20 protein-coding genes and 1 other RNA gene are annotated in these 18,769 nt (G+C 29.7%); 4 read left to right on the top strand and 17 right to left on the bottom strand.

Features of this window, described 5'->3' with window-relative positions; genetic code table 11:
- Window positions 1–4: 4 nt before the first annotated feature.
- The 10 genes from Q0881_RS05585 to ruvX form a co-directional block, all read right to left on the bottom strand.
- Window positions 5–928 (bottom strand): M43 family zinc metalloprotease, encoded by a 924-nt coding sequence (locus Q0881_RS05585; protein WP_299157594.1) that lies wholly within the window; start codon window positions 926–928, stop codon window positions 5–7.
- Between the two features lie 14 nt (window positions 929–942).
- The gene (locus Q0881_RS05590) at window positions 943–1,434 is read right to left on the bottom strand and encodes a DUF2938 domain-containing protein (RefSeq protein ID WP_299157596.1); all 492 of its coding nucleotides are present in this window, start codon (window positions 1,432–1,434) and stop codon (window positions 943–945) included.
- A 78-nt stretch (window positions 1,435–1,512) separates the two neighbouring features.
- Complete coding sequence (locus Q0881_RS05595; RefSeq protein WP_299157598.1) at window positions 1,513–2,361, bottom strand: AraC family transcriptional regulator; 849 nt, start codon at window positions 2,359–2,361, stop codon at window positions 1,513–1,515.
- A 152-nt stretch (window positions 2,362–2,513) separates the two neighbouring features.
- Window positions 2,514–3,038 carry an N-acetyltransferase gene (locus tag Q0881_RS05600; RefSeq protein ID WP_299158133.1) on the bottom strand — a complete coding sequence of 175 codons (525 nt, stop codon included), beginning with the start codon at window positions 3,036–3,038 and terminating at the stop codon, window positions 2,514–2,516.
- A 598-nt stretch (window positions 3,039–3,636) separates the two neighbouring features.
- A complete protein-coding gene (locus Q0881_RS05605) occupies window positions 3,637–4,362 on the bottom strand; it encodes a (S)-benzoin forming benzil reductase (RefSeq protein WP_299157600.1) in 726 nt (241 codons plus the stop codon).
- A 94-nt stretch (window positions 4,363–4,456) separates the two neighbouring features.
- On the bottom strand, window positions 4,457–5,287 hold the full coding sequence (locus Q0881_RS05610) for a M57 family metalloprotease (protein WP_299157602.1): 831 nt from the start codon (window positions 5,285–5,287) through the stop codon (window positions 4,457–4,459).
- Between the two features lie 159 nt (window positions 5,288–5,446).
- Entirely contained in the window at window positions 5,447–6,226 is a 780-nt protein-coding gene (mazG, locus tag Q0881_RS05615; RefSeq protein ID WP_299157603.1) for a nucleoside triphosphate pyrophosphohydrolase, read from the bottom strand.
- A gap of 3 nt (window positions 6,227–6,229) precedes the next feature.
- On the bottom strand, window positions 6,230–6,652 hold the full coding sequence (locus Q0881_RS05620) for a DUF5606 domain-containing protein (protein ID WP_299157605.1): 423 nt from the start codon (window positions 6,650–6,652) through the stop codon (window positions 6,230–6,232).
- A gap of 27 nt (window positions 6,653–6,679) precedes the next feature.
- Window positions 6,680–7,267 (bottom strand): peptide deformylase, encoded by a 588-nt coding sequence (gene def, locus Q0881_RS05625; RefSeq protein ID WP_299157607.1) that lies wholly within the window; start codon window positions 7,265–7,267, stop codon window positions 6,680–6,682.
- 54 nt (window positions 7,268–7,321) lie between these two features.
- Window positions 7,322–7,732: a Holliday junction resolvase RuvX gene (ruvX, locus tag Q0881_RS05630; RefSeq protein WP_299157609.1), complete on the bottom strand. Its 411-nt coding sequence runs from the start codon at window positions 7,730–7,732 to the stop codon at window positions 7,322–7,324.
- Window positions 7,733–7,848: 116 nt separating this feature from the next.
- On the opposite strand from ruvX, the gene Q0881_RS05635 reads away from it, so the two are divergent.
- A complete protein-coding gene (locus Q0881_RS05635; protein ID WP_299157610.1) occupies window positions 7,849–8,664 on the top strand; it encodes a 2,3,4,5-tetrahydropyridine-2,6-dicarboxylate N-succinyltransferase in 816 nt (271 codons plus the stop codon).
- Between the two features lie 97 nt (window positions 8,665–8,761).
- Here the strand turns inward: Q0881_RS05635 and Q0881_RS05640 are convergent, their stop codons facing one another.
- Together Q0881_RS05640 and Q0881_RS05645 are read right to left on the bottom strand one after the other, a co-directional pair.
- Window positions 8,762–9,505 carry a glycosyltransferase family 25 protein gene (locus Q0881_RS05640; RefSeq protein WP_299157611.1) on the bottom strand — a complete coding sequence of 248 codons (744 nt, stop codon included), beginning with the start codon at window positions 9,503–9,505 and terminating at the stop codon, window positions 8,762–8,764.
- Window positions 9,502–10,305 carry an alpha-1,2-fucosyltransferase gene (locus Q0881_RS05645; protein WP_299157612.1) on the bottom strand — a complete coding sequence of 268 codons (804 nt, stop codon included), beginning with the start codon at window positions 10,303–10,305 and terminating at the stop codon, window positions 9,502–9,504. The genes Q0881_RS05640 and Q0881_RS05645 overlap by 4 nt, the downstream gene beginning before the upstream one ends.
- 94 nt (window positions 10,306–10,399) lie before the next feature.
- Here Q0881_RS05645 and Q0881_RS05650 point away from each other — a divergent pair, with 94 nt between their 5' ends.
- Both Q0881_RS05650 and Q0881_RS05655 read left to right on the top strand, forming a co-directional pair.
- A complete protein-coding gene (locus tag Q0881_RS05650; RefSeq protein ID WP_299157613.1) occupies window positions 10,400–10,957 on the top strand; it encodes an L-threonylcarbamoyladenylate synthase in 558 nt (185 codons plus the stop codon).
- Window positions 10,958–10,961: 4 nt separating this feature from the next.
- Window positions 10,962–12,386 (top strand): HD domain-containing protein, encoded by a 1,425-nt coding sequence (locus tag Q0881_RS05655; protein ID WP_299157614.1) that lies wholly within the window; start codon window positions 10,962–10,964, stop codon window positions 12,384–12,386.
- A 33-nt stretch (window positions 12,387–12,419) separates the two neighbouring features.
- Here Q0881_RS05655 and Q0881_RS05660 read toward each other — a convergent pair whose 3' ends face one another.
- The 4 genes from Q0881_RS05660 to Q0881_RS05675 all read right to left on the bottom strand — a co-directional run bounded on the left by Q0881_RS05660 (window position 12,420) and on the right by Q0881_RS05675 (window position 17,550).
- Entirely contained in the window at window positions 12,420–14,249 is a 1,830-nt protein-coding gene (locus Q0881_RS05660) for an ABC transporter ATP-binding protein (protein WP_299157615.1), read from the bottom strand.
- A complete protein-coding gene (locus Q0881_RS05665) occupies window positions 14,249–15,958 on the bottom strand; it encodes a phospho-sugar mutase (protein WP_299157616.1) in 1,710 nt (569 codons plus the stop codon). Before Q0881_RS05665 ends, Q0881_RS05660 begins: the two co-directional genes overlap by 1 nt.
- A 33-nt stretch (window positions 15,959–15,991) precedes the next feature.
- Window positions 15,992–16,948, bottom strand: coding sequence for a glycosyltransferase family 2 protein (locus Q0881_RS05670; protein WP_299157617.1), 957 nt, complete (start codon window positions 16,946–16,948; stop codon window positions 15,992–15,994).
- 80 nt (window positions 16,949–17,028) lie between these two features.
- A complete protein-coding gene (locus tag Q0881_RS05675; RefSeq protein ID WP_299157618.1) occupies window positions 17,029–17,550 on the bottom strand; it encodes a DUF4199 domain-containing protein in 522 nt (173 codons plus the stop codon).
- Between the two features lie 165 nt (window positions 17,551–17,715).
- Here Q0881_RS05675 and ffs point away from each other — a divergent pair.
- An RNA gene (gene ffs, locus Q0881_RS05680) (signal recognition particle sRNA small type) lies at window positions 17,716–17,813 on the top strand.
- Between the two features lie 16 nt (window positions 17,814–17,829).
- Here the strand turns inward: ffs and xerA are convergent.
- A complete protein-coding gene (gene xerA / locus Q0881_RS05685) occupies window positions 17,830–18,747 on the bottom strand; it encodes a site-specific tyrosine recombinase/integron integrase (RefSeq protein WP_299157619.1) in 918 nt (305 codons plus the stop codon).
- Window positions 18,748–18,769: the final 22 nt, after the last annotated feature.

An 18,769-nucleotide genomic window follows, 5' to 3' on the forward strand; every position in this document is an offset into this window, starting at 1 on the left:
TTTACTAATCTCTATTAATAGCTAATGATGTTATTAATGAAGACCTAACTGTACTATTCTTTAAAACATATTGCATCCTAGCTACTTGATCTTTTGTAAACATATTCATACAGGCATCTGAGGTGTAATCCATATAGTTTTGTGTGAGAGCAAATTCTCCATTGCAAGATGAATTTTGTATATTATCGCAGTTCTCAGTTCTTCTAGAAACTAGAGGAGTATCATTGCAATAATCATCAAATTCCATACAATTGGCATTTTCTGTTTTCCCCCACAAGTGTTCTAAGCCTAAAAAGTGCCCCATTTCATGAGTAAGAGTTCTGCCAAGGTTAAGGTTGTTTATTGTATTGGTTGTACCAAAATAAGCTGTGGTAATTAATATTCCAGTAGTACCGTTTGGGTTTGCATTTTCGAGACCAGGTATATTGATATATGGTACTGAAGATTGACCTAAAACACCATCTAAAGGGAACACCCAAATGTTTATATATTCTTGTTTGTTCCAATATCCATAATATGGTAAATCATCAAAAAACCAGTCATTTTCTACATCTATAGTTACATCTTGAAAATTAACTCTCGTAATGCCTTCTGTTGGATTGCCATTAGGGTTTATTTTAGCTAACTTAAATTCTATTTTGGCATCTGCTCCTAAAATATGTGTGTTATAGCCTAGGGTTCCTTCTTTTTTTCTAAAATCGTTGTTAAGCGTATTTATTTGATCATAAATACGCTCTTTAGATAAATTATAACCAATTCCTACACTTTCTCCTACATGTACAATATGAACTACTATAGGAAGTGTATAAACAGTTTCTGTTGTTTCTGATAAAGATTGCTGCTCTCTGTAATCTTTAGAACAATTAAGTAATAATATACTTAATAGCAATGTTAAAGAATATTTTACTTTCATTTTAATTATTTTCATTCTCTTTCTATGGCTTAAAGTATTTTTGCTATTTGGTTTAATATCATTGCACTTAGGTATAAACCAATTCCAAATACAGAATGTGTTATAAGGCTCATAAGTCTTGCCTTATTCGGGTCTGGTAAATTTGAACCAGCAATCCCAAAACCAAAAGCAGGTTGCATTAACAGGAATGGGCCAACAATAGTAATAATACCAATAATTAAAGCTGGCGTTAGAGTTGGGTTTTCTAACCATTTTTTTCCGAACGCAAGAACTAAGAAAATAGCAAATGTGATTCCAATGAGGTAATGAGTTATCCAACCTAAGAGTAATTCATGATTAATCGGTGTTGATGCCATTATTTTATGATGAGAAAACTTTCCTTTTGGAAAATATCCTACCCAGCGACCTACAAATTTATAATCAAGTGATTTTATATTGAATAGTTTTAATATTAAAGCATACAAATCCATAAAAAGTGTAGCTCCTGTGCCTATTAAAATAGCCTGTAATATTGAAGTCATATTTGTGTTTTTTAATTTTCAACAAAGGTAGTTTTGGGTAGGAGAGTTGAAATGACACAAATCTTAAGTATTATAGGACTATTTGAAACTTTGTCTAAAAATCGCTGGTGTTAACCCGGTTTGTTTTCTAAAAAAGCGAATAAAATATGAAGTGTCATCATATCCTAAATGATAAGAAATTTCATTTATTTGGTTAGATGTTGCTACTAAATATCTTTTAGCTTCTAATAATGTGCGTTCGTTGATTAACTGTGAACAACTTTTTCCTAATGCTTTTTTAGTAATCGAGTTTAATTGATAAGTACTAAGGTTTAGTTGGTTGGCATAATAGCTTACTTGCTTATTTTTATAAAAATGAATATCAAGTAACTTTAATAGCTTTTCAAGTGTACTGATATCATAAGAATTATTCTTAGTTAGAGTGTCTGAGTTTTTAGTTTGTCGAAATAATTCTATAAAAAACAAATCTAAATTTGCTTTAATATTATCTCTAAACATTATTTTTTTGTTGGAATACTCAGAGAGAATACATTCAAGAATAGGAATTAATCTATTATAAATTTCTGTTTCTAGTTTATAATAATTATTTCTACTTACTATTGAGAGCATTTCTTTTTTTAACTTCTCTTTTGGAGCATAAAAACTGTTATCAAATGCCATCAAATAACCTTTACTTTCTTTTTTTAAGATTAATTGGTGTACTTGACCTGGACGAAGAATAAAGACAGAATAATTAAGAATAGCATAGCTGGTAAAGTCAATTTGGTGTTCTCCATTTCCTTTTTCTATAGCAAGGACAAAAAAGAAGTCGTGACGATGCGTCTGTTCTATCATATCTTTTTCAGAAAGCAAAGTATTTAGATTGCTTATTGAAAAATTTCCTGATAAGTTTGGCTCTTTTATGGTTCTTATTTCAATCTTTTTCATTTTAAATTACAGTCAAAGGTCTCATATAACAGTTAGTTAAAAGTTTACACACCTTAATTTTCGGTCTGCCATAAACTTTATTAATTTTAAGTGGATGTAATAGAATCCACCATAATTGCGGTTATACCTTATTTATGGTGTTGTCTTTTTTCTTAACCATTAAATTCTTTAGGATATTCAACAATTCCGCTAATACCATTCAGCCCATTTTCTATAAGTTCGATTACCATACAATTCTCTTTAGGAACTTTAAAAGGTAATTCAATTCCAAATTTATCTGCTTGTTTATAACCAAATTTTGGGTAATATTTTTCGTGCCCAAATAGAACGATTGATTTATGCCCTAATTCTTTGGCTTTTTTATGTGATTCGAGTATCAATTTACCGCCAATTCCTTTTCCTTGAAATTCAGGAAGGACAGATATAGGCGCAAGTGCTAACGAATCGAACTCGTTAAATTTACCTTTAATTTTTAGTTTTGTTACTAAAATATGCCCAACAATTTTTCCATCTATTTCAGCAACGATTGATAATTCAGGAATAAAAGCTTCTGAATTTCTTAATCTTTCTACTAAATATTGTTCTTTATGGTCACTGTATACTTCAGTTCTAAATGCTTTTTCAATTAGATTAAAAACATTTTTAAAATCTTTGTCGATTTCTTGTCTTATTGTCATTTCTCGTTTTATTTCCAAAATTCCACCATTTATTTTGTGATGGTGTTTTACTAAATACATACCTAACTACTTTTTAATACCTACAATTAATTTTAGTTATATAATACTTTTAAATAGACAGGATATAAAGTAATAAAAGCACAAATAATTTTTTAAACAAATATAATAAAACACATGTTTTAGTAAATTTTAACGAGAAGTTTTTATAAACGTATTATGTTAAGAGTTTTTAAATAGTAAGTTTTGATAGGCACAAAGAGTTAACGTTATCTACTATTGAAGTTTTAATAAACACACGGTGTTGATAGTTTATTTTTTTAAAATTTTTATTAGCACAAGATGTTAAGAGTTTTTTAATAGTAAGTTTTTGTATACACAAGGTGTTAATGTTATCTACTATTGAAGTTTTCATAAACACACGGTGCTGATAGTTTATTTTTTAAAAGTTTTTATTAGCACGAGGTGTTGGTATTAATATATTATTAAATTTTTTAGAGCACGAGGTGCTAATAATTTATATAATAAAAGTTCATATAAACACGTAGTGTTAATGTTAGTGGAGTAAATAAATAGCGTAGCACTAAAATAAAGTTTTAGTTTAAAAATTTCTAATATCAATAACAGCTCCGTTTTCTAATTGATTTTCTGTGTCAATTTTAAAAATTGAATTCGCTACAAACTCTGGAGTATATAATTCGTTGTTTTCTTTTAAATCGATAAAACGTTGTAGGTTTTTAAAGTCTTTTTTATTGGTGCTTCTAATGGTAGTTTGCATATTGGTATCAACTACACCTGGGTAAATGGCTACACATTTTAGTCCGTTTTTTAATTCACGTTGCTCGGCCGCTATAGCTTTTGTCATCATGTCAATGGCAGCTTTAGAAGTACAGTAAACACTCCAACCTTCGTAAGGTTTTGTTGCAGCACCAGAGGAGATCGTAATAATCTGTTTTTTACAACTTAAATCTTCAAAGCTTTTAATAAATAAACTAGATAAAATAAGTGGAGTAGTGGTGTTTAATTGAATACTTTTAGAGATATCATCCGACTCAATATTTTCTAAATTAGCAATTGTGCCGAGCCTTCCAGCATTATTAATAAGTGTAATGGATGAAATCTCAATTTTGTTAAGATTATCTAACAGCGTTTTAAAAGAGCGCTGCATCTCTATAGTATTAGATAAATCAATAGGAATTTGAGTACAGTTTTTTAAATCAGCAATACTTCTTGAAAGTGAGTAGACTTTATAGTTTTCAGCTGCATACTTTTCAACCAAAGCTTTACCAATCCCTTTACTTCCTCCCGTAATAATTATTATATCCATACAGTAAAAATACGCGTTTGATATAGTAATTCAAAAAAATAAAAGCTTCCAATTTAAATGAAAGCTTTTATTACTATTTCTATTCTAAGTAATGCTAATATAAATAATTTAACGCTATTATATCATTACTGTTAAATTCTCCAGTAACTCCAGAATTAAAACAAGCAAGCATTAAAGAAGTTGGATCATAACCTGCGGTTGTACCAGGTATAGGAATAGCACCTACACCAGCATCTCCTTCATTTATATTTTCTCCACAACTTTGTCTAGTTTGCCAATCGGTATGTCTAAAACCTACTGAATGTCCAATTTCATGCGTAATAACATGTTCAATAATATCAAGGTTTAAACCAGACATTCCATGTATTTCTATCCATTTATTTGGATTTCCGTTTGAAGGGAAACTGGCAGATCCACCAGAACCACTTACATAAGGGTCTACATAAACCACCATGTCTTTATTACTAAAATTGGTTCCGAAAGTTAGATTAAACGATATACTTAAATTAAGGTTGTTATAGTTTTGAACAGCCATGGTTAAGGCAGTTTGCTCATTACTAGATAAACCTAAAGCATTGTTAGCATTATACCCCATAATATCTATAGTAGTACCAGGAGTAACTAAATTAGTGGTTCTGTAATTTTTACCTAAATAATTAGATATTTTGTTAAAACCCATGATTTGTTCATGACTTAAATAAATATCTCCTTCAACTAGATATCTGTCTACAGATGTTCCATCGGGTAAATGTTGTTTGCTAATTTGAACACCATTGGTATTGATGTTAAAATCTTTTAATTTTTGAAGTACTTCTTTTGAAACTGTTTGAGTTTCTTGTGCGGTTTGTAACTCATTTTCGTTACAACTTACCATTAATACCATAGCGGCGATTAATGATAGAAGGCCGGGGGGCATTTTTCTCATAATTATTATATTAAGTTATGTAATTGGTTGATAATAAAGTTACTAAATATAATAATTGGATTTTTCCCCATTTATTTACAGGGTTTATCTTTTAGGAAAAAAGTGATTTTCCTCTGTTAAGAATAAAATAAAATACGGAAGTGTATTTGTTAAATTATATTATTTGAAGTGTTTTTTTGATGCATTCCAAAAAACATCCATTTCTGCTAACGTCATTTCAGAAATTTCTTTTCCTTCTTTTTTAGCAGCTTTTTCTAAATATTGAAAACGATTGATAAACTTTTTATTGGTTTTCTCTAAAGCATTTTCAGGATTTACATTAATAAACCTAGCGTAATTAATCATAGAGAATAATACATCGCCAAATTCTTTTTCAATGTTTTCTTGGTTTCCTTTTTCAATTTCTTCATTAAGTTCAGAAATTTCTTCTTGAACTTTTTCCCATACTTGATGTGGTTCTTCCCAATCGAAACCTACTCCAGCAACTTTTTCTTGAATTCTGTTTGCCTTTACAACAGCAGGTAAACTTTTTGGAACTCCTTCTAAAACAGAACTTTTTCCTTCTTTAAGTTTTAGTGCTTCCCAGTTTCTTTTTACATCCTCTTCGTTTTCAACTTTAACGTCTCCATAGATGTGAGGATGACGACTAATTAATTTATCAGAAATAGAATTAGCTACATCTGCAATGTCAAAAGCTTTCTTTTCGCTTCCTATTTTAGCATAAAAGACGATGTGCAAAAGCACATCGCCTAATTCTTTTTTTATTTCTTCTAAATCGTTGTCTAAAATGGCATCAGCCAGTTCGTAAGTTTCTTCAATTGTTAAATGGCGTAAACTTTCTAAGGTTTGTTTTTTATCCCATGGGCACTTCTCACGAAGTTCATCCATAATATCTAACAAACGATTAAATGCCTCTAATTGATCCTTACGAGTATTCATGATTTATTCTTCCTCTTCAGTGGTTACAGCTTCAGTGGCTAAAGTACTAAAGTCGAAATTAGCCTTCGCTAAACTGTTATACCATTGAATTACTTTTTTAATGTTTGAAGCATATACACGCTCTTCATCAAAATCAGGTAAAATTTCAGAAAAGTAATTTGTTAATTTAGCAGCACTCTCTTTATGAGAAATAGCTTCTTTATTATCTTCTTTGTCTGCAATGTTTTTGAAAATCTTAGCTAAAGGAACCTCTTCTTCGTATGTGTAAATAGCAATGTTTTCTAATAAGCTTACATTGTGTGTAGCTGTAATAGGAAAACGTTTACCATCAACAATAGACTTTACAATAACTCCTGTTTTAGTTTGTGATAAAATTTCAAATAATCCTGGTTTACCAGTAACGGCAATAATTTTGTTAAATTCCATATATAAAATATTTTAAAGTTTTAAAGACTATTTTCTTTTGGCATTTGGAAAACGCATTCTGTATCCTGCGTCAATTTTTCCTTTAGATATATTCTCTAACTTCTTTTTTATTAATCTTTTCTTTAATGAAGAAAGTTTATCTGTAAATAAAACTCCTTCAATATGATCGTATTCATGTTGAAATACACGAGCAGCTAATCCACTTAACGTTTCTGTATGCTTTTCAAAATTTTCATCTTGGTATTCTATGGTAATGATTTCTTGACGAAATACATCTTCTCGAACATCAGGAATACTTAAGCAACCTTCATTAAAAGCCCATTCATCTCCTTCTTCTTCTACAATTTTAGCATTGATAAAAACACGATTAAAATTTTTTAATACGTTTCTATCTTCTTCTTCTAATTCTTCATCATCTGCAAAAGGAGAAGCATCAATTAAAAATAAGCGAATAGCTTTCCCTATTTGTGGAGCAGCAAGCCCTACACCTTGTGCATTATACATTGTCTCTCTCATATCTGCAATTAATTTTTCTAATTGCGGATATTCTTTATCGATTTCTTTTCCTACTTTACGTAGTACGGGATCTCCGTAAGCAACAATGGGTAAAATCATGTATTTTTTAATTTTTAAGAGTGCAAAAATACAAAGAATGGTTTGGGTAGAAAATTATTTGTTGTACAAATACGATTGTAAAATGATTGTAGCACTAATTTCATCAACTAAAGCTTTATTTTGACGCTGTTTCTTTTTTAAACCACTATCAATCATTGTCTGGAAAGCCATTTTAGAGGTAAAACGTTCATCTATCCGTTTTATAGGCACTGTTGGTATAGATTTTTCTAGTTTGGTTAAAAAAGGAAGTATTAAGGCTTCACTTTCACTATCTGAATTATCCATTTGTTTAGGTTTACCAATAACAAATAATTCAACATTCTCTTTTTTAGTGTAATTTATTAAAAAAGTAATTAGCTCTTTTGTATTTACTGTTGTTAAACCAGAAGCTATTATTTGTAGTTCATCTGTAACAGCAATTCCTGTTCTTTTTTTTCCAAAATCTATGGCTAAAATTCGTCCCAAATATATTAGTTTTTGGCAAAAATACGCATTTTAAACAATGCGCAAACATCTGTTTAAAAAATGTATCTTCGCGTTACATTGAAACGGAGATTTTATATTTGTAGAAAATTTTAAAAATGACAGAATTACAATCTATTATAGAAAAAGCATGGGATAATCGTGATTTATTAAAAGAAGATGTTACGATTAATGCAATTAGAAAAGTTGTTGATTTATTAGATGCTGGTGAATTACGTGTAGCGGAACCAACAGCAGATGGATGGCAAGTGAATGAATGGGTTAAAAAAGGGGTAGTATTATATTTCCCTATCCAGAAAATGGAAACATTGGAGGCTGGTATTTTTGAATACCATGATAAAATTCCATTAAAAAGAGATTATGAAGCTAAAGGAATTCGTGTAGTTCCTAATGCAGTGGCACGTCATGGTGCTTATATTTCTTCTGGTACTATTTTAATGCCAAGTTATGTAAATATTGGTGCTTATGTTGATGAAGGTACTATGGTTGACACATGGGCTACGGTAGGTTCTTGTGCTCAAATAGGAAAGAATGTACATTTATCTGGAGGTGTAGGTATTGGTGGTGTTTTAGAACCTTTACAAGCCGCTCCAGTAATTATTGAAGATGGTGCTTTTATTGGTTCTCGTTGTATTGTTGTTGAAGGTGTTAGAGTAGAGAAAGAGGCTGTTTTAGGAGCAAATGTAGTACTAACGATGAGTACAAAAATTATTGATGTTACTGGTGATGAACCTGTAGAAATGAAAGGAATAGTTCCAGCTCGTTCTGTAGTAATTCCTGGTAGTTATACTAAGAAATTTGCAGCAGGAGAATATCAAGTTCCTTGTGCTTTAATTATAGGTAAACGTAAAGAGAGTACGAATAAGAAGACTTCTTTAAACGATGCTTTAAGAGAGTACGATGTAGCTGTATAGTCAAATATTCAATATTTGTATATGGCATTTTATTTATGTCATTAAACTAAAAAAACACCAGAGTATCTGGTGTTTTTTTAGTTTATAACGTAAGTTCTTATTTTTTATAAAAACGGTAGTTTCTAATGCATCTATATGTTTTGTATGTACAAAAAGCTATTAGTTGCCATAAAGGACGAAGAATTTCTCTTATCGCTTTTTTATACAGAGGCATTTTTTTTTGTTGAATTGTAGTACCTCCGATATTAAAATCGTTACTTTTTACATACGCTTTTCGAGTAACTAATACTGGGGTCTTATGTTTGAAAACATCTTGCTTTATCACATCAATTGGAGAATAGTATACTCCTAAATTGTTAAAAAGCTTTGCAGCGGCATCTTTTCCTATTATTTGCCCAGTAGTTTGTAGTGGCGCTACTAAATACTTAGTAGTATACGCTGTTTCATTCAAAGTATAAAAACCTTTTCTTCCAGAAATATCAACAAAGTCTTCAGTTGTAATTTCATTTAAAATAGTAGGCAAATCTTTGAAAAAATCAACATCTAAAAGTGCATCATCTTCTAAAACAATGGCATACTCTTCTTCTTGTTGTTGAATAATTTCCCAAAGCTTAAAATAGGTCATAGTTAACCCAATTTCACCATCATTTAAGTAAGGATAGTGTGTAAGAATATTGTGTTGCTTCTTAGCTTTGGTTAAAAAATTACTAGGTAATTCTTTCCCATATACAGCAGGCATTCTTTCAAGAGGAACATTCAGCTTTTTAAATTGATCCTGCATAAAATTTCTACGCTGAATACTCTTCTCTAAATTTATATAGTAGACTTTGTATGATTTCATATTCTAACCCAGTTTTGAGGAACTATTTCATTTTCCTTATCAATATACCACTGTTTAGGTGCTATAACAGTTTTATTTTCGTTTTTATTAAGCCAAGCTCCCCACCAAGAAAAAGTACTGTTAGCTGTAATATTATGATTACATAAACTCATTAAATAAATATCTTCATGAGGTATTGTTTTGTGATCTACGTACACAGCATTTTCTACTGGTAAGTTATTTTTAACCCAAGTAATATCATCAGAAAAAATAAAAAATTTAACTTCACCAAACTTTTTAGTTATAAGTTCAATTGCTTGTTGGTAATATTCTAAACTACAGGTACCATGTACACTATTTGCTTTTTGATCAGAAATATAATCACCTCTTCTTATATGTAAAGAGCAACTAACTTTAGCTTCTTTAATTTGAGCACTATAATTTTTTGTTGAATCTGCTAAGTCAGTATTAACACTAAACTGTTCTAATAAAGTATCTCTTATTTCTGAAAAATATTTTTCAGTTTGAAAATAACCTTTTATAAATTCATTTCCTTTTAATGATTTGAAACTTTGATTATAAAGAAGGCTTTTTTCTTTTACAGATTTTTTTAAACCTAATTTACCTAGGTTTATAGATAATGAACTTGCGGAATCTAAATCAATTTTATATTTATCTAATTGATATCCTCCATGAAGTTTATATTTTTTGAACTTTGAGATATCAATTTCTACATTGTATCCTGAGAGTTGAAGTGCTTTTGCATATGCATATTGAAACATTTGATTTCCGAGGCCACCAACTATTCTTATAATTACCATATTTAGTTTTTGTGTGAGAAGAATTGTAATTTTGTATTCTTGAACAAATGTACTTAAATAGTTATAAAAACAGGGGTAAAAAGATAATAGAAAGATGTTGGAAGAAATTCACAAATCAGAAAAATATTTAAGAAAAGGAAATGTCATTTTATATCCTACAGATACCGTTTGGGGGATAGGTTGTGATGCTACAGATGCAGCATCTGTAAAAAGAATTTTTGAAATTAAAAATAGAGTAGAATCTAAAAGTTTAATCATTTTAGTAGATTCAATAGAAATGCTTAAGGAGTATATTGGTGAAATACCTGAAGATGCTTTAAAAATTTTAAAGGAAAGTAAAAAGCCTACAACAATTATATATAACAATCCTAAAAACTTAGCTGATAATACAATTGCTTCAGATAATACAGTCGCAATTCGTATTCCGCAGGATAAATTTTGTCAAGAATTAATAAAAGAATTTGGAAAACCTATAGTGTCAACTTCGGCAAATATGAGTGGAGAACCAACACCAAAATCATTTACAGAAATAAGTAAAGCTATTTTAAATAGTGTAGATTATGTGGTAGATTTGCATAGAGAGAAGAAAACAAAAAAATCATCTACAATTTTAAGAATTGATAAAGGTTCTGTAATTGTGATAAGAGAATAATTAGATGCAACAGCAATATTATAAAGAGGCAATTACTGCTGAAATATTTCAATATATATCAAAAGCAACAGAAGAATTACAACTAGAAAGTTATGTGATAGGTGGGTTTGTTCGCGATTTTATTTTACAAAGAGGAAATGCTAAAGATATAGATGTTGTTACCGTTGGTAGCGGAATCGAATTAGCACAAAAAGTAGCTTCTTTATTACCTAACACTCCTAAAGTACAGGTTTTTAAAACGTATGGAACAGCAATGTTACGTTATAAAGAAACGGAAATAGAGTTTGTTGGTGCTAGAAAGGAATCTTATACAGAAGATAGTAGAAATCCAGAGGTTGAATCTGGAAATTTACAAGATGATCAAAATAGACGCGATTTTACTATTAATGCGCTAGCGTTAAGTTTAAATAAAGATTCATTTGGGTTATTATTAGATCCTTTTGGTGGAATATCTGATTTAGAAGCTAAAATAATTAGAACACCATTAGATCCAGATATAACGTATTCTGATGATCCTTTGCGTATGATGCGAGCAATTCGTTTTGCATCTCAATTAGATTTTACAATTGAAAGTGAATCATTAAATGCAATTACAAAGAATGCTTCTAGAATAGATATTATTACTAGAGAGCGAATTGTAGTTGAATTAAATAAAATATTAGAATCTCCAAAACCTTCAATTGGTTTTTTACTTTTAGAAGAAACGGATTTATTAAAAAAACTTCTACCTGAATTAATTGCTTTAAAAGGAGTAGAGGAGATTGAAGGGCAAAAGCATAAAGATAATTTTTACCATTCATTAGAGGTTGTTGATAATATTTCTGAAAACACCGAAGATGTATGGTTACGTTGGGCTGCTTTATTACATGATATTGGTAAGGCACCTACAAAACGTTATCATAAAAAGCAAGGTTGGACGTTTCATGCGCACGAGTTTGTAGGATCTAAAATGGTATATAAATTATTCAAACGTTTAAAAATGCCATTGAATAACAAAATGAAGTTTGTTCAAAAAATGGTATTATTAAGTTCTCGTCCTATTGTTTTAGCTAGCGAGGTAACAGATTCTGCTGTACGTAGATTAGTTTTCGATGCTGGTGATGATGTAGATTCGTTAATGACTTTGTGTGAGGCTGATATAACTACAAAAAACTCTAAGAAGTTTAAACGCTATCATAAAAATTTTGAATTAGTTCGTGAAAAAATTAAAGAAGTTGAAGAACGAGATAGAGTACGTAATTTTCAACCACCCATTACTGGTGAAGAAATAATGAAGGCTTTTAATTTAACTCCTTGTAGAGAAATTGGGCAAATTAAAGAAGCTATTAAAGAAGCAATTTTAGATGGTAAAATCCCTAATGAACATGAAGCTTCTTATAATTTTATGATTGAAAGAGGAAAGAAGTTAGGTTTAGAATTACAAGTATAAAAAAAGAGAAGTTTTAAACTTCTCTTTTTTTATTTATGATAATGATTGCATTGAAACAAGTTTAAAGTATTCACCTTTTTTGTTCAATAATTCTTCATGTTTACCTTGTTCTACAATTTGTCCTTTTCTTAAAACAACTATATTATCAGCTTTTTGAATAGTAGATAATCTATGGGCTATGACTAAAGAAGTTCTATTCTCCATCATTTTTTCTAAAGCTGCTTGAACTAGTTGTTCTGATTCAGTATCTAATGCTGAAGTAGCTTCATCTAAAACCATGATAGGTGGATTTTTTAAAACCGCTCTGGCAATAGACAAACGTTGTTTTTGTCCACCAGAAAGCATATTACCACTATCACCAATATTCGTTTCAAATTGCTCAGGTAAGTCTTTTATAAACTCATAAGCATTTGCGATTTCAGAGGCATCTTTAATTTCCTTTTCAGATGCATTTTCTGTTCCAAGTTTTAAGTTATTAGAAATAGTGTCGTTAAAAAGAATAGAGTCTTGAGTTACAATTCCCATTAAATCTCTTAAAGACTTTTTTGAAATGTCTTTTATATTTTTGTCATCAATTGAAATATCTCCTTTATTTACATCATAAAAACGAGTAATTAAATTGGCTAAGGTAGATTTTCCACTTCCAGATTGACCAACTAAGGCAACCGTTTGTCCTTTTGGAATTGTTAATGAAAAATCTTTTAAAACATATTCATCTTTATATTTAAAAGAAATATTGCTAAAAGAAATTTCGCTTTCAAAGTTTTCTTTATTAATAGCATTCTTTTTATCTTTTATGCTGTTTTCTGTATTTAAAACTTGCATAATCCTTTCAGCAGATGCTTCTCCCTTTTGAATGTTATAATATGCAGTTGTAATTAATTTTATAGGGTTTAAAACTGTATAAAATAAAAGAATATAAGCTAAGAATTTACTTGGTTCTAAATCACTAGTCTTATTTATAACTTCACTACCTCCATACCATAAAATGGCAATAATAGTTGCTGAACCTAAAAATTCACTCATAGGAGATGCTAATGTTTGTCTATGAAAAACACTAGTCATTAAATTTTTAAATTTAGTAGTTGATTTATTAAACTTATTCTCAATAACACTTTCAGCATTAAAACCTTTTATAACTCTTAAACCAGTTAATGTTTCTTCTATAAAAGATAAAAATGTTCCAGTTTCTTTTTGGGCTTTTACAGAACTTGCTTTTAGTTTTTTACTAATAGATGAAATAATAAAACCAGAAACAGGAAGTAGAATAAAGACAAATAAGGTTAGTTTAACACTCATTGAAATCATTATTGAAATAGCTATAATAACAGTAAGAGGTTCTCTTACAATTGCTTCAATTGAAGTTAGTATAGAGATTTCAACTTCTTGTACATCTGAGGTCATTCGAGCTATAATGTCACCTTTTCTTTTTTCTGTAAAATACGAAATAGGTAATTCTACCAGTTTATTATATAATTTATCTCTTAAATCTTTAACTACACCTGTTCTTAAAAAGGTTATAGAATAGGAAGCTAGATATCTAAAAAAGTTTTTAAGAAAAAAAAGAGATAAAGATAACATGCATATAAAAAACAACACATTAATCTCACCATCATTAATTATTTTTTGAGAGATAAAATAATTAAAATTACCTTCAGCATAACTTCCAAGGTTAGTTATTCCTTCATATTCAGGTTTTAAAATAACTTTTTTTTCTTTTCCAAAAAGAATATTTAAAACCGGAATAAATGCTAATACAGAAAGCACATTAAAAAGTGCATAAAAAATATTGAATACAATATTTAAAACGGTAAACTTTCTATATTTCTTCTCATATTTTAAAATGTCTTTAAAATATCCCATTATAAATTTAATTCTTTAATAATTCGTTGAATTTTAGCATCTAATTTATCTTCAGTTTCTTGAGCGTTTTCAATAGTATCTAATGAAGCTTTTACACTGAAATAAAACTTTATTTTTGGTTCTGTCCCACTAGGACGAGCTGCTATTTTTGTTCCGTCTTGAGTATGATAAATTAATACATTAGATTTTGGAACTTCAATAGTAGTATTCTCTCCAGTAATTAAATTTCTTCTAATAGAAGACTGATAATCATATAAATATTCAACTTTAGAGTTGTCTATTTCTGTAAAAGGACTGTTGCGTAAATCAATCATCATTTGCTTGATTTGTGCTGCTCCATCCATTCCTTTTTTTACAATAGCTATTAAATGTTCTTTATAAAAGTTATGACGTGTATAAAGGTTTAATAATTCTTTGTAAAAAGAACTGTTATTTGCTTTAGCATCAGCGGCAATTTCACAAGCCAATAGGGCAGAGGTAACAGCATCTTTATCTCGAACAAAATCACCAACCATATACCCAAAACTTTCTTCTCCACCTCCTATAAAGTCTAGAGAAGGAAAGTCTTTAATCATTTTAGCAATCCATTTAAAACCAGTTAAACCTACTTTGGTTTCTACTCCGTAAGAATCAGCAATTTCATTTACTAAATTCGTTGAAACAATAGTAGATCCTACAAATTGTTTTCCGTTTAATTTTCCTTGTGTTTTCCAGTCGTTAATTAAAAAGTCGGTCATCATACTCATGGTTTGATTTCCGTTTAATAATTTCATGTTTCCGTCTAAATCACGAACTGCAATTCCAATTCTATCAGAATCAGGATCAGTACCTAAAACAATATCAGCGTCAATTTTATTTGCTAAATCAACAGCCATTTGTAAAGCTTCTGGTTCTTCTGGGTTTGGTGATTTTACTGTAGGGAAACTTCCGTTTGGTTCTGCTTGCTCTTCAACAATATGAACTTGTGTATACCCAGCACGTTTTAAAACTTCTGGTATTAATTTTATAGATGTTCCATGTAAAGAGGTAAAAACAATTTTTAAATCATTACGTCCTTTTACATTGAAGGTTCCATTTTTAATTGATGCATTCCAAAAAGCTTCGTCTACTTCATTTCCAATAGTAGAGATAAGTTTTTCATTAGCATTAAAGTTAATATCTGTAAACTCTAATGAGTTTACTTCATCAATAATACCTTTATCTTCAGGAGGTACTATTTGACCTCCATCAGTCCAATATACTTTATATCCATTATATTCAGGTGGATTATGTGAAGCTGTTAATACAATTCCAACATCACAACCTAAATGATTTACTGCGAATGATAATTCGGGAGTAGGGCGTAGGTCTTCAAAAAGAACAACATTAATATTGTTTGCTGAAAATACATTTGAAACAACTTTTGCTAGCCATTTACTATCATGACGACAATCGTAACCTATAGCTACCTTTAATTCTTTATTTGGATATACTTTGTGTAAATAATTACTTAAGCCTTGAGTTGCTTTTCCTAAAGTATATTTATTAATTCGGTTAGTTCCTGCTCCAACTACACCGCGCATTCCACCAGTACCGAACTCTAAATTTTTATAAAATCGATCAGCTAAATCATTAGAGTTAGTATCGATTAATTGTTGAATTTCTTCTTTTATTTCTGAATCAAATGAATCAGAAAGCCATAATTTAGCTTTATTTAAGATCTCTTCCATGTGTAAAATTAAAAACGTACAAAGATACGGGTTTTAAAAATTTAAATTTTCTTTAACTGCGTAATGCTTTTGTTGGGGGTTACTTTTAATAATTAATTCTCCTAAAAAGCCAGCGAGGAATAATAAAGTACCTAAAACCATTGAAGTAAGTGCTATATAAAACCAAGGATTACTTGTAACTAAAATAGTTTTTGCTCCTACTGAAAGTCTATATAGTTTCATCATACCAATAAAAAAGGCAGAAAAGAACCCGAAAATAAACATAAAACTACCCCAGAGACCAAAAAAGTGCATTGGTCTTTTTCCAAACTTAGATAAGAATGAAATGGTAATTAAATCTAAAAAACCATTTATAAAACGATCTATTCCAAATTTAGTTACTCCATATTTACGTGCTTGGTGTTGTACAACTTTTTCTCCAATACGATTAAAACCTTCATTTTTTGCTAAAACAGGAATATAACGATGCATTTCGCCACTTACTTTTACTGCTTTAACAACTTCGTTTTTATAGGCTTTTAATCCACAATTAAAATCATGTAATTTTAATCCAGATGTTTTTCTAGCTGCCCAATTAAATAATTTTGAAGGAATATTTTTAGTAACAACGTTATCATAACGCTTCTTTTTCCAACCAGAAATTAAATCGAAGTTTTCGTTAATTATAAGGTTATACAAATCAGGGATTTCGTCTGGGCTGTCTTGTAAGTCAGCATCCATCGTTATTACAACACTACCAGTCGCTATACCAAAACCTGCATCTAAGGCTTGTGATTTTCCATAGTTTCTTTGAAAGCGTATTCCTTTAACTGATTTGTTTTTAGATGATAATTCTTCAATTACTTGCCATGAAGTATCGGTACTACCATCATCAATAAATATAAGTTCGTATAAAAATTGATTGGATTGCATAACTTTTGCAATCCAATCGTGTAATTCTTGTAAAGATTCTTCTTCGTTTAGAAGTGGTATTACTACCGATATATCCATATTATTTGTTGCAAAATTTAAAAAGGTAAAGTTACAAAGTCTTTATTAATTTTTCTAAACTATTACCTCTTAAACTCTTCTTAATAATCGTTTTCTTCTGTTTTCTTCATAATAGCACCTGCTATTGCTGAAATTATAAAACCTAGTATAGCAGCTCCAATAATACCTATAGCACTAGTTATTAAAGGAGAACTAAATTTCTTGCTCATCTCATTAGCTGCTTCAATTTGTTCTTCAGACATTCCACCGTCTATCATTTTTTGATTCTGTACTTCTAGTAATTGGTTCATAAAGTCAGGTTCAATAAAAGAAATAAAAATATAATTATAAATAACACTAATTAATGCTGCTAATATTGTTATACCTACACCAATTTTTACAGCTTGTCCCCAAGAAATAAGACCATCATTAATAGATTTATACTTTTTTATTCCTAAAATAATAAATGCAATAGTGAAAATAGTAGAAACTAAAGATAATGACCAATGTGGATTTAAGTGATTTCCTAAGGCGTACATAATTAAGCTCATTAATACGCTAATTGTACCTAAGATTAAACCGTTGTTAATAATAATACTTTTACTGTTTGTTTGATTTTCCATTGTGTGAATTTAGTTAGTTTAACAAATATATTATTTTGTTTTGGATGATTTTAATTTTTAAAAAAATATACCAAACAATACATTAGTATTCAAAGAGTTAAAAATGTTACAAAAAATACTAGTTTTTTTTTGTTGTTTTTTTCAAAAAAGGCTGTAAATTTGCAGCGGCAAGTCCTACACAACTAGCTCCCTTTGAATCCCCCAGGGCGGGAACGCAGCAAGGGTATTAGGTTGAGCAGTGTGATGTAGGTAGCTTGCCTTTTTTTGTACCCGCTATTTTCATTCTTCTTTTAAATTAGCATCACTTCTAGGGTGATGTAATTCAACCACTTCTTTAAGATAACTTGTATCTAAATGCACATAGATTTCTGTAGTTGTAATGCTTTCATGTCCTAATAATTGTTGAATAACTCGTAAATCTGCTCCGTTTTTTAATAAGTAAGTTGCAAAGGAGTGGCGTAAAGTATGTGGCCCAATACTTTTTTTAAGGTTAATTTTAGTAGCTAGATTTTTTAAGATTATAAATATCATTTGACGTGTTAATCGTTTTCCTCGTCTGTTTAAAAAAACAATATCTTCATCTTCAACTTTTGGAATAATTTTACAACGAATATCGTTTATATAAAAATTTAAGCGCTGAATGGTAGTAATATGTATAGGAACAAACCGGTATTTGTTTCCTTTTCCAAGAACTCGGATGTAGCCTTCATCAAAAAACAGGTCCGAAAGTTGTAAATTTATTAATTCACTTACACGAAGTCCACAACTATATATAGTTTCTATAATGGTTTTATTTCGCTCTCCTTGAGGATGACTTAAATCTATTGCAGAAATTAAAGCATCTATTTCTCCTTTTTCTAAGGTGTCAGGTAATTTTCTAGCAATATTAGGACTTTCTATTAAATCGGTAGGGTTATCTTCTCTATAATCTTCAAAAACTAGATAATCAAAAAAGCTACGTAGGCCAGATATTAAACGAGCTTGACTTCTAGGATTAATGCTCTTGCTAGTTTCATATATGAACTGTTGAATGGTATTTGAAGTAATATTTACAGGAGTTGGATGTTTTTTAAGTAAATTAATAAATAAAATTAGCTTTTTCACATCTCTTAAGTAGCTGTCAATGGTGTTTTTTGAAAGCCCTTTTTCTATTTTTAAATAGTTTATATAGTCCGATGTAGCTTGTTTCCAGTTCATTATAAAATTATGTTTTTTTTAT

This window comes from uncultured Tenacibaculum sp. (genome assembly GCF_947494125.1).
GTDB lineage: Bacteria > Bacteroidota > Bacteroidia > Flavobacteriales > Flavobacteriaceae > Polaribacter.

Bases quoted from the DNA above. Each gene is read 5' to 3' on its own strand.
- Q0881_RS05610 (WP_299157602.1), bottom strand. From the start codon at position 5,287: ATGAGAAAAATGCCCCCCGGCCTTCTATCATTAATCGCCGCTATGGTA.
- Q0881_RS05620 (WP_299157605.1), bottom strand. From the start codon at position 6,652: ATGGAATTTAACAAAATTATTGCCGTTACTGGTAAACCAGGATTATTT.
- Q0881_RS05665 (WP_299157616.1), bottom strand. From the start codon at position 15,958: ATGGAAGAGATCTTAAATAAAGCTAAATTATGGCTTTCTGATTCATTT.
- xerA (WP_299157619.1), bottom strand. From the start codon at position 18,747: ATGAACTGGAAACAAGCTACATCGGACTATATAAACTATTTAAAAATA.
- Q0881_RS05585 (WP_299157594.1), bottom strand. From the start codon at position 928: ATGAAAATAATTAAAATGAAAGTAAAATATTCTTTAACATTGCTATTA.
- Q0881_RS05635 (WP_299157610.1), top strand. From the start codon at position 7,849: ATGACAGAATTACAATCTATTATAGAAAAAGCATGGGATAATCGTGAT.
- Q0881_RS05660 (WP_299157615.1), bottom strand. From the start codon at position 14,249: ATGGGATATTTTAAAGACATTTTAAAATATGAGAAGAAATATAGAAAG.
- Q0881_RS05670 (WP_299157617.1), bottom strand. From the start codon at position 16,948: ATGGATATATCGGTAGTAATACCACTTCTAAACGAAGAAGAATCTTTA.
- Q0881_RS05650 (WP_299157613.1), top strand. From the start codon at position 10,400: ATGTTGGAAGAAATTCACAAATCAGAAAAATATTTAAGAAAAGGAAAT.
- Q0881_RS05605 (WP_299157600.1), bottom strand. From the start codon at position 4,362: ATGGATATAATAATTATTACGGGAGGAAGTAAAGGGATTGGTAAAGCT.
- Q0881_RS05595 (WP_299157598.1), bottom strand. From the start codon at position 2,361: ATGAAAAAGATTGAAATAAGAACCATAAAAGAGCCAAACTTATCAGGA.
- def (WP_299157607.1), bottom strand. From the start codon at position 7,267: ATGATTTTACCCATTGTTGCTTACGGAGATCCCGTACTACGTAAAGTA.
- Q0881_RS05675 (WP_299157618.1), bottom strand. From the start codon at position 17,550: ATGGAAAATCAAACAAACAGTAAAAGTATTATTATTAACAACGGTTTA.
- mazG (WP_299157603.1), bottom strand. From the start codon at position 6,226: ATGAATACTCGTAAGGATCAATTAGAGGCATTTAATCGTTTGTTAGAT.
- Q0881_RS05590 (WP_299157596.1), bottom strand. From the start codon at position 1,434: ATGACTTCAATATTACAGGCTATTTTAATAGGCACAGGAGCTACACTT.
- Q0881_RS05600 (WP_299158133.1), bottom strand. From the start codon at position 3,038: ATGACAATAAGACAAGAAATCGACAAAGATTTTAAAAATGTTTTTAAT.
- Q0881_RS05640 (WP_299157611.1), bottom strand. From the start codon at position 9,505: ATGAAATCATACAAAGTCTACTATATAAATTTAGAGAAGAGTATTCAG.
- Q0881_RS05655 (WP_299157614.1), top strand. From the start codon at position 10,962: ATGCAACAGCAATATTATAAAGAGGCAATTACTGCTGAAATATTTCAA.
- Q0881_RS05645 (WP_299157612.1), bottom strand. From the start codon at position 10,305: ATGGTAATTATAAGAATAGTTGGTGGCCTCGGAAATCAAATGTTTCAA.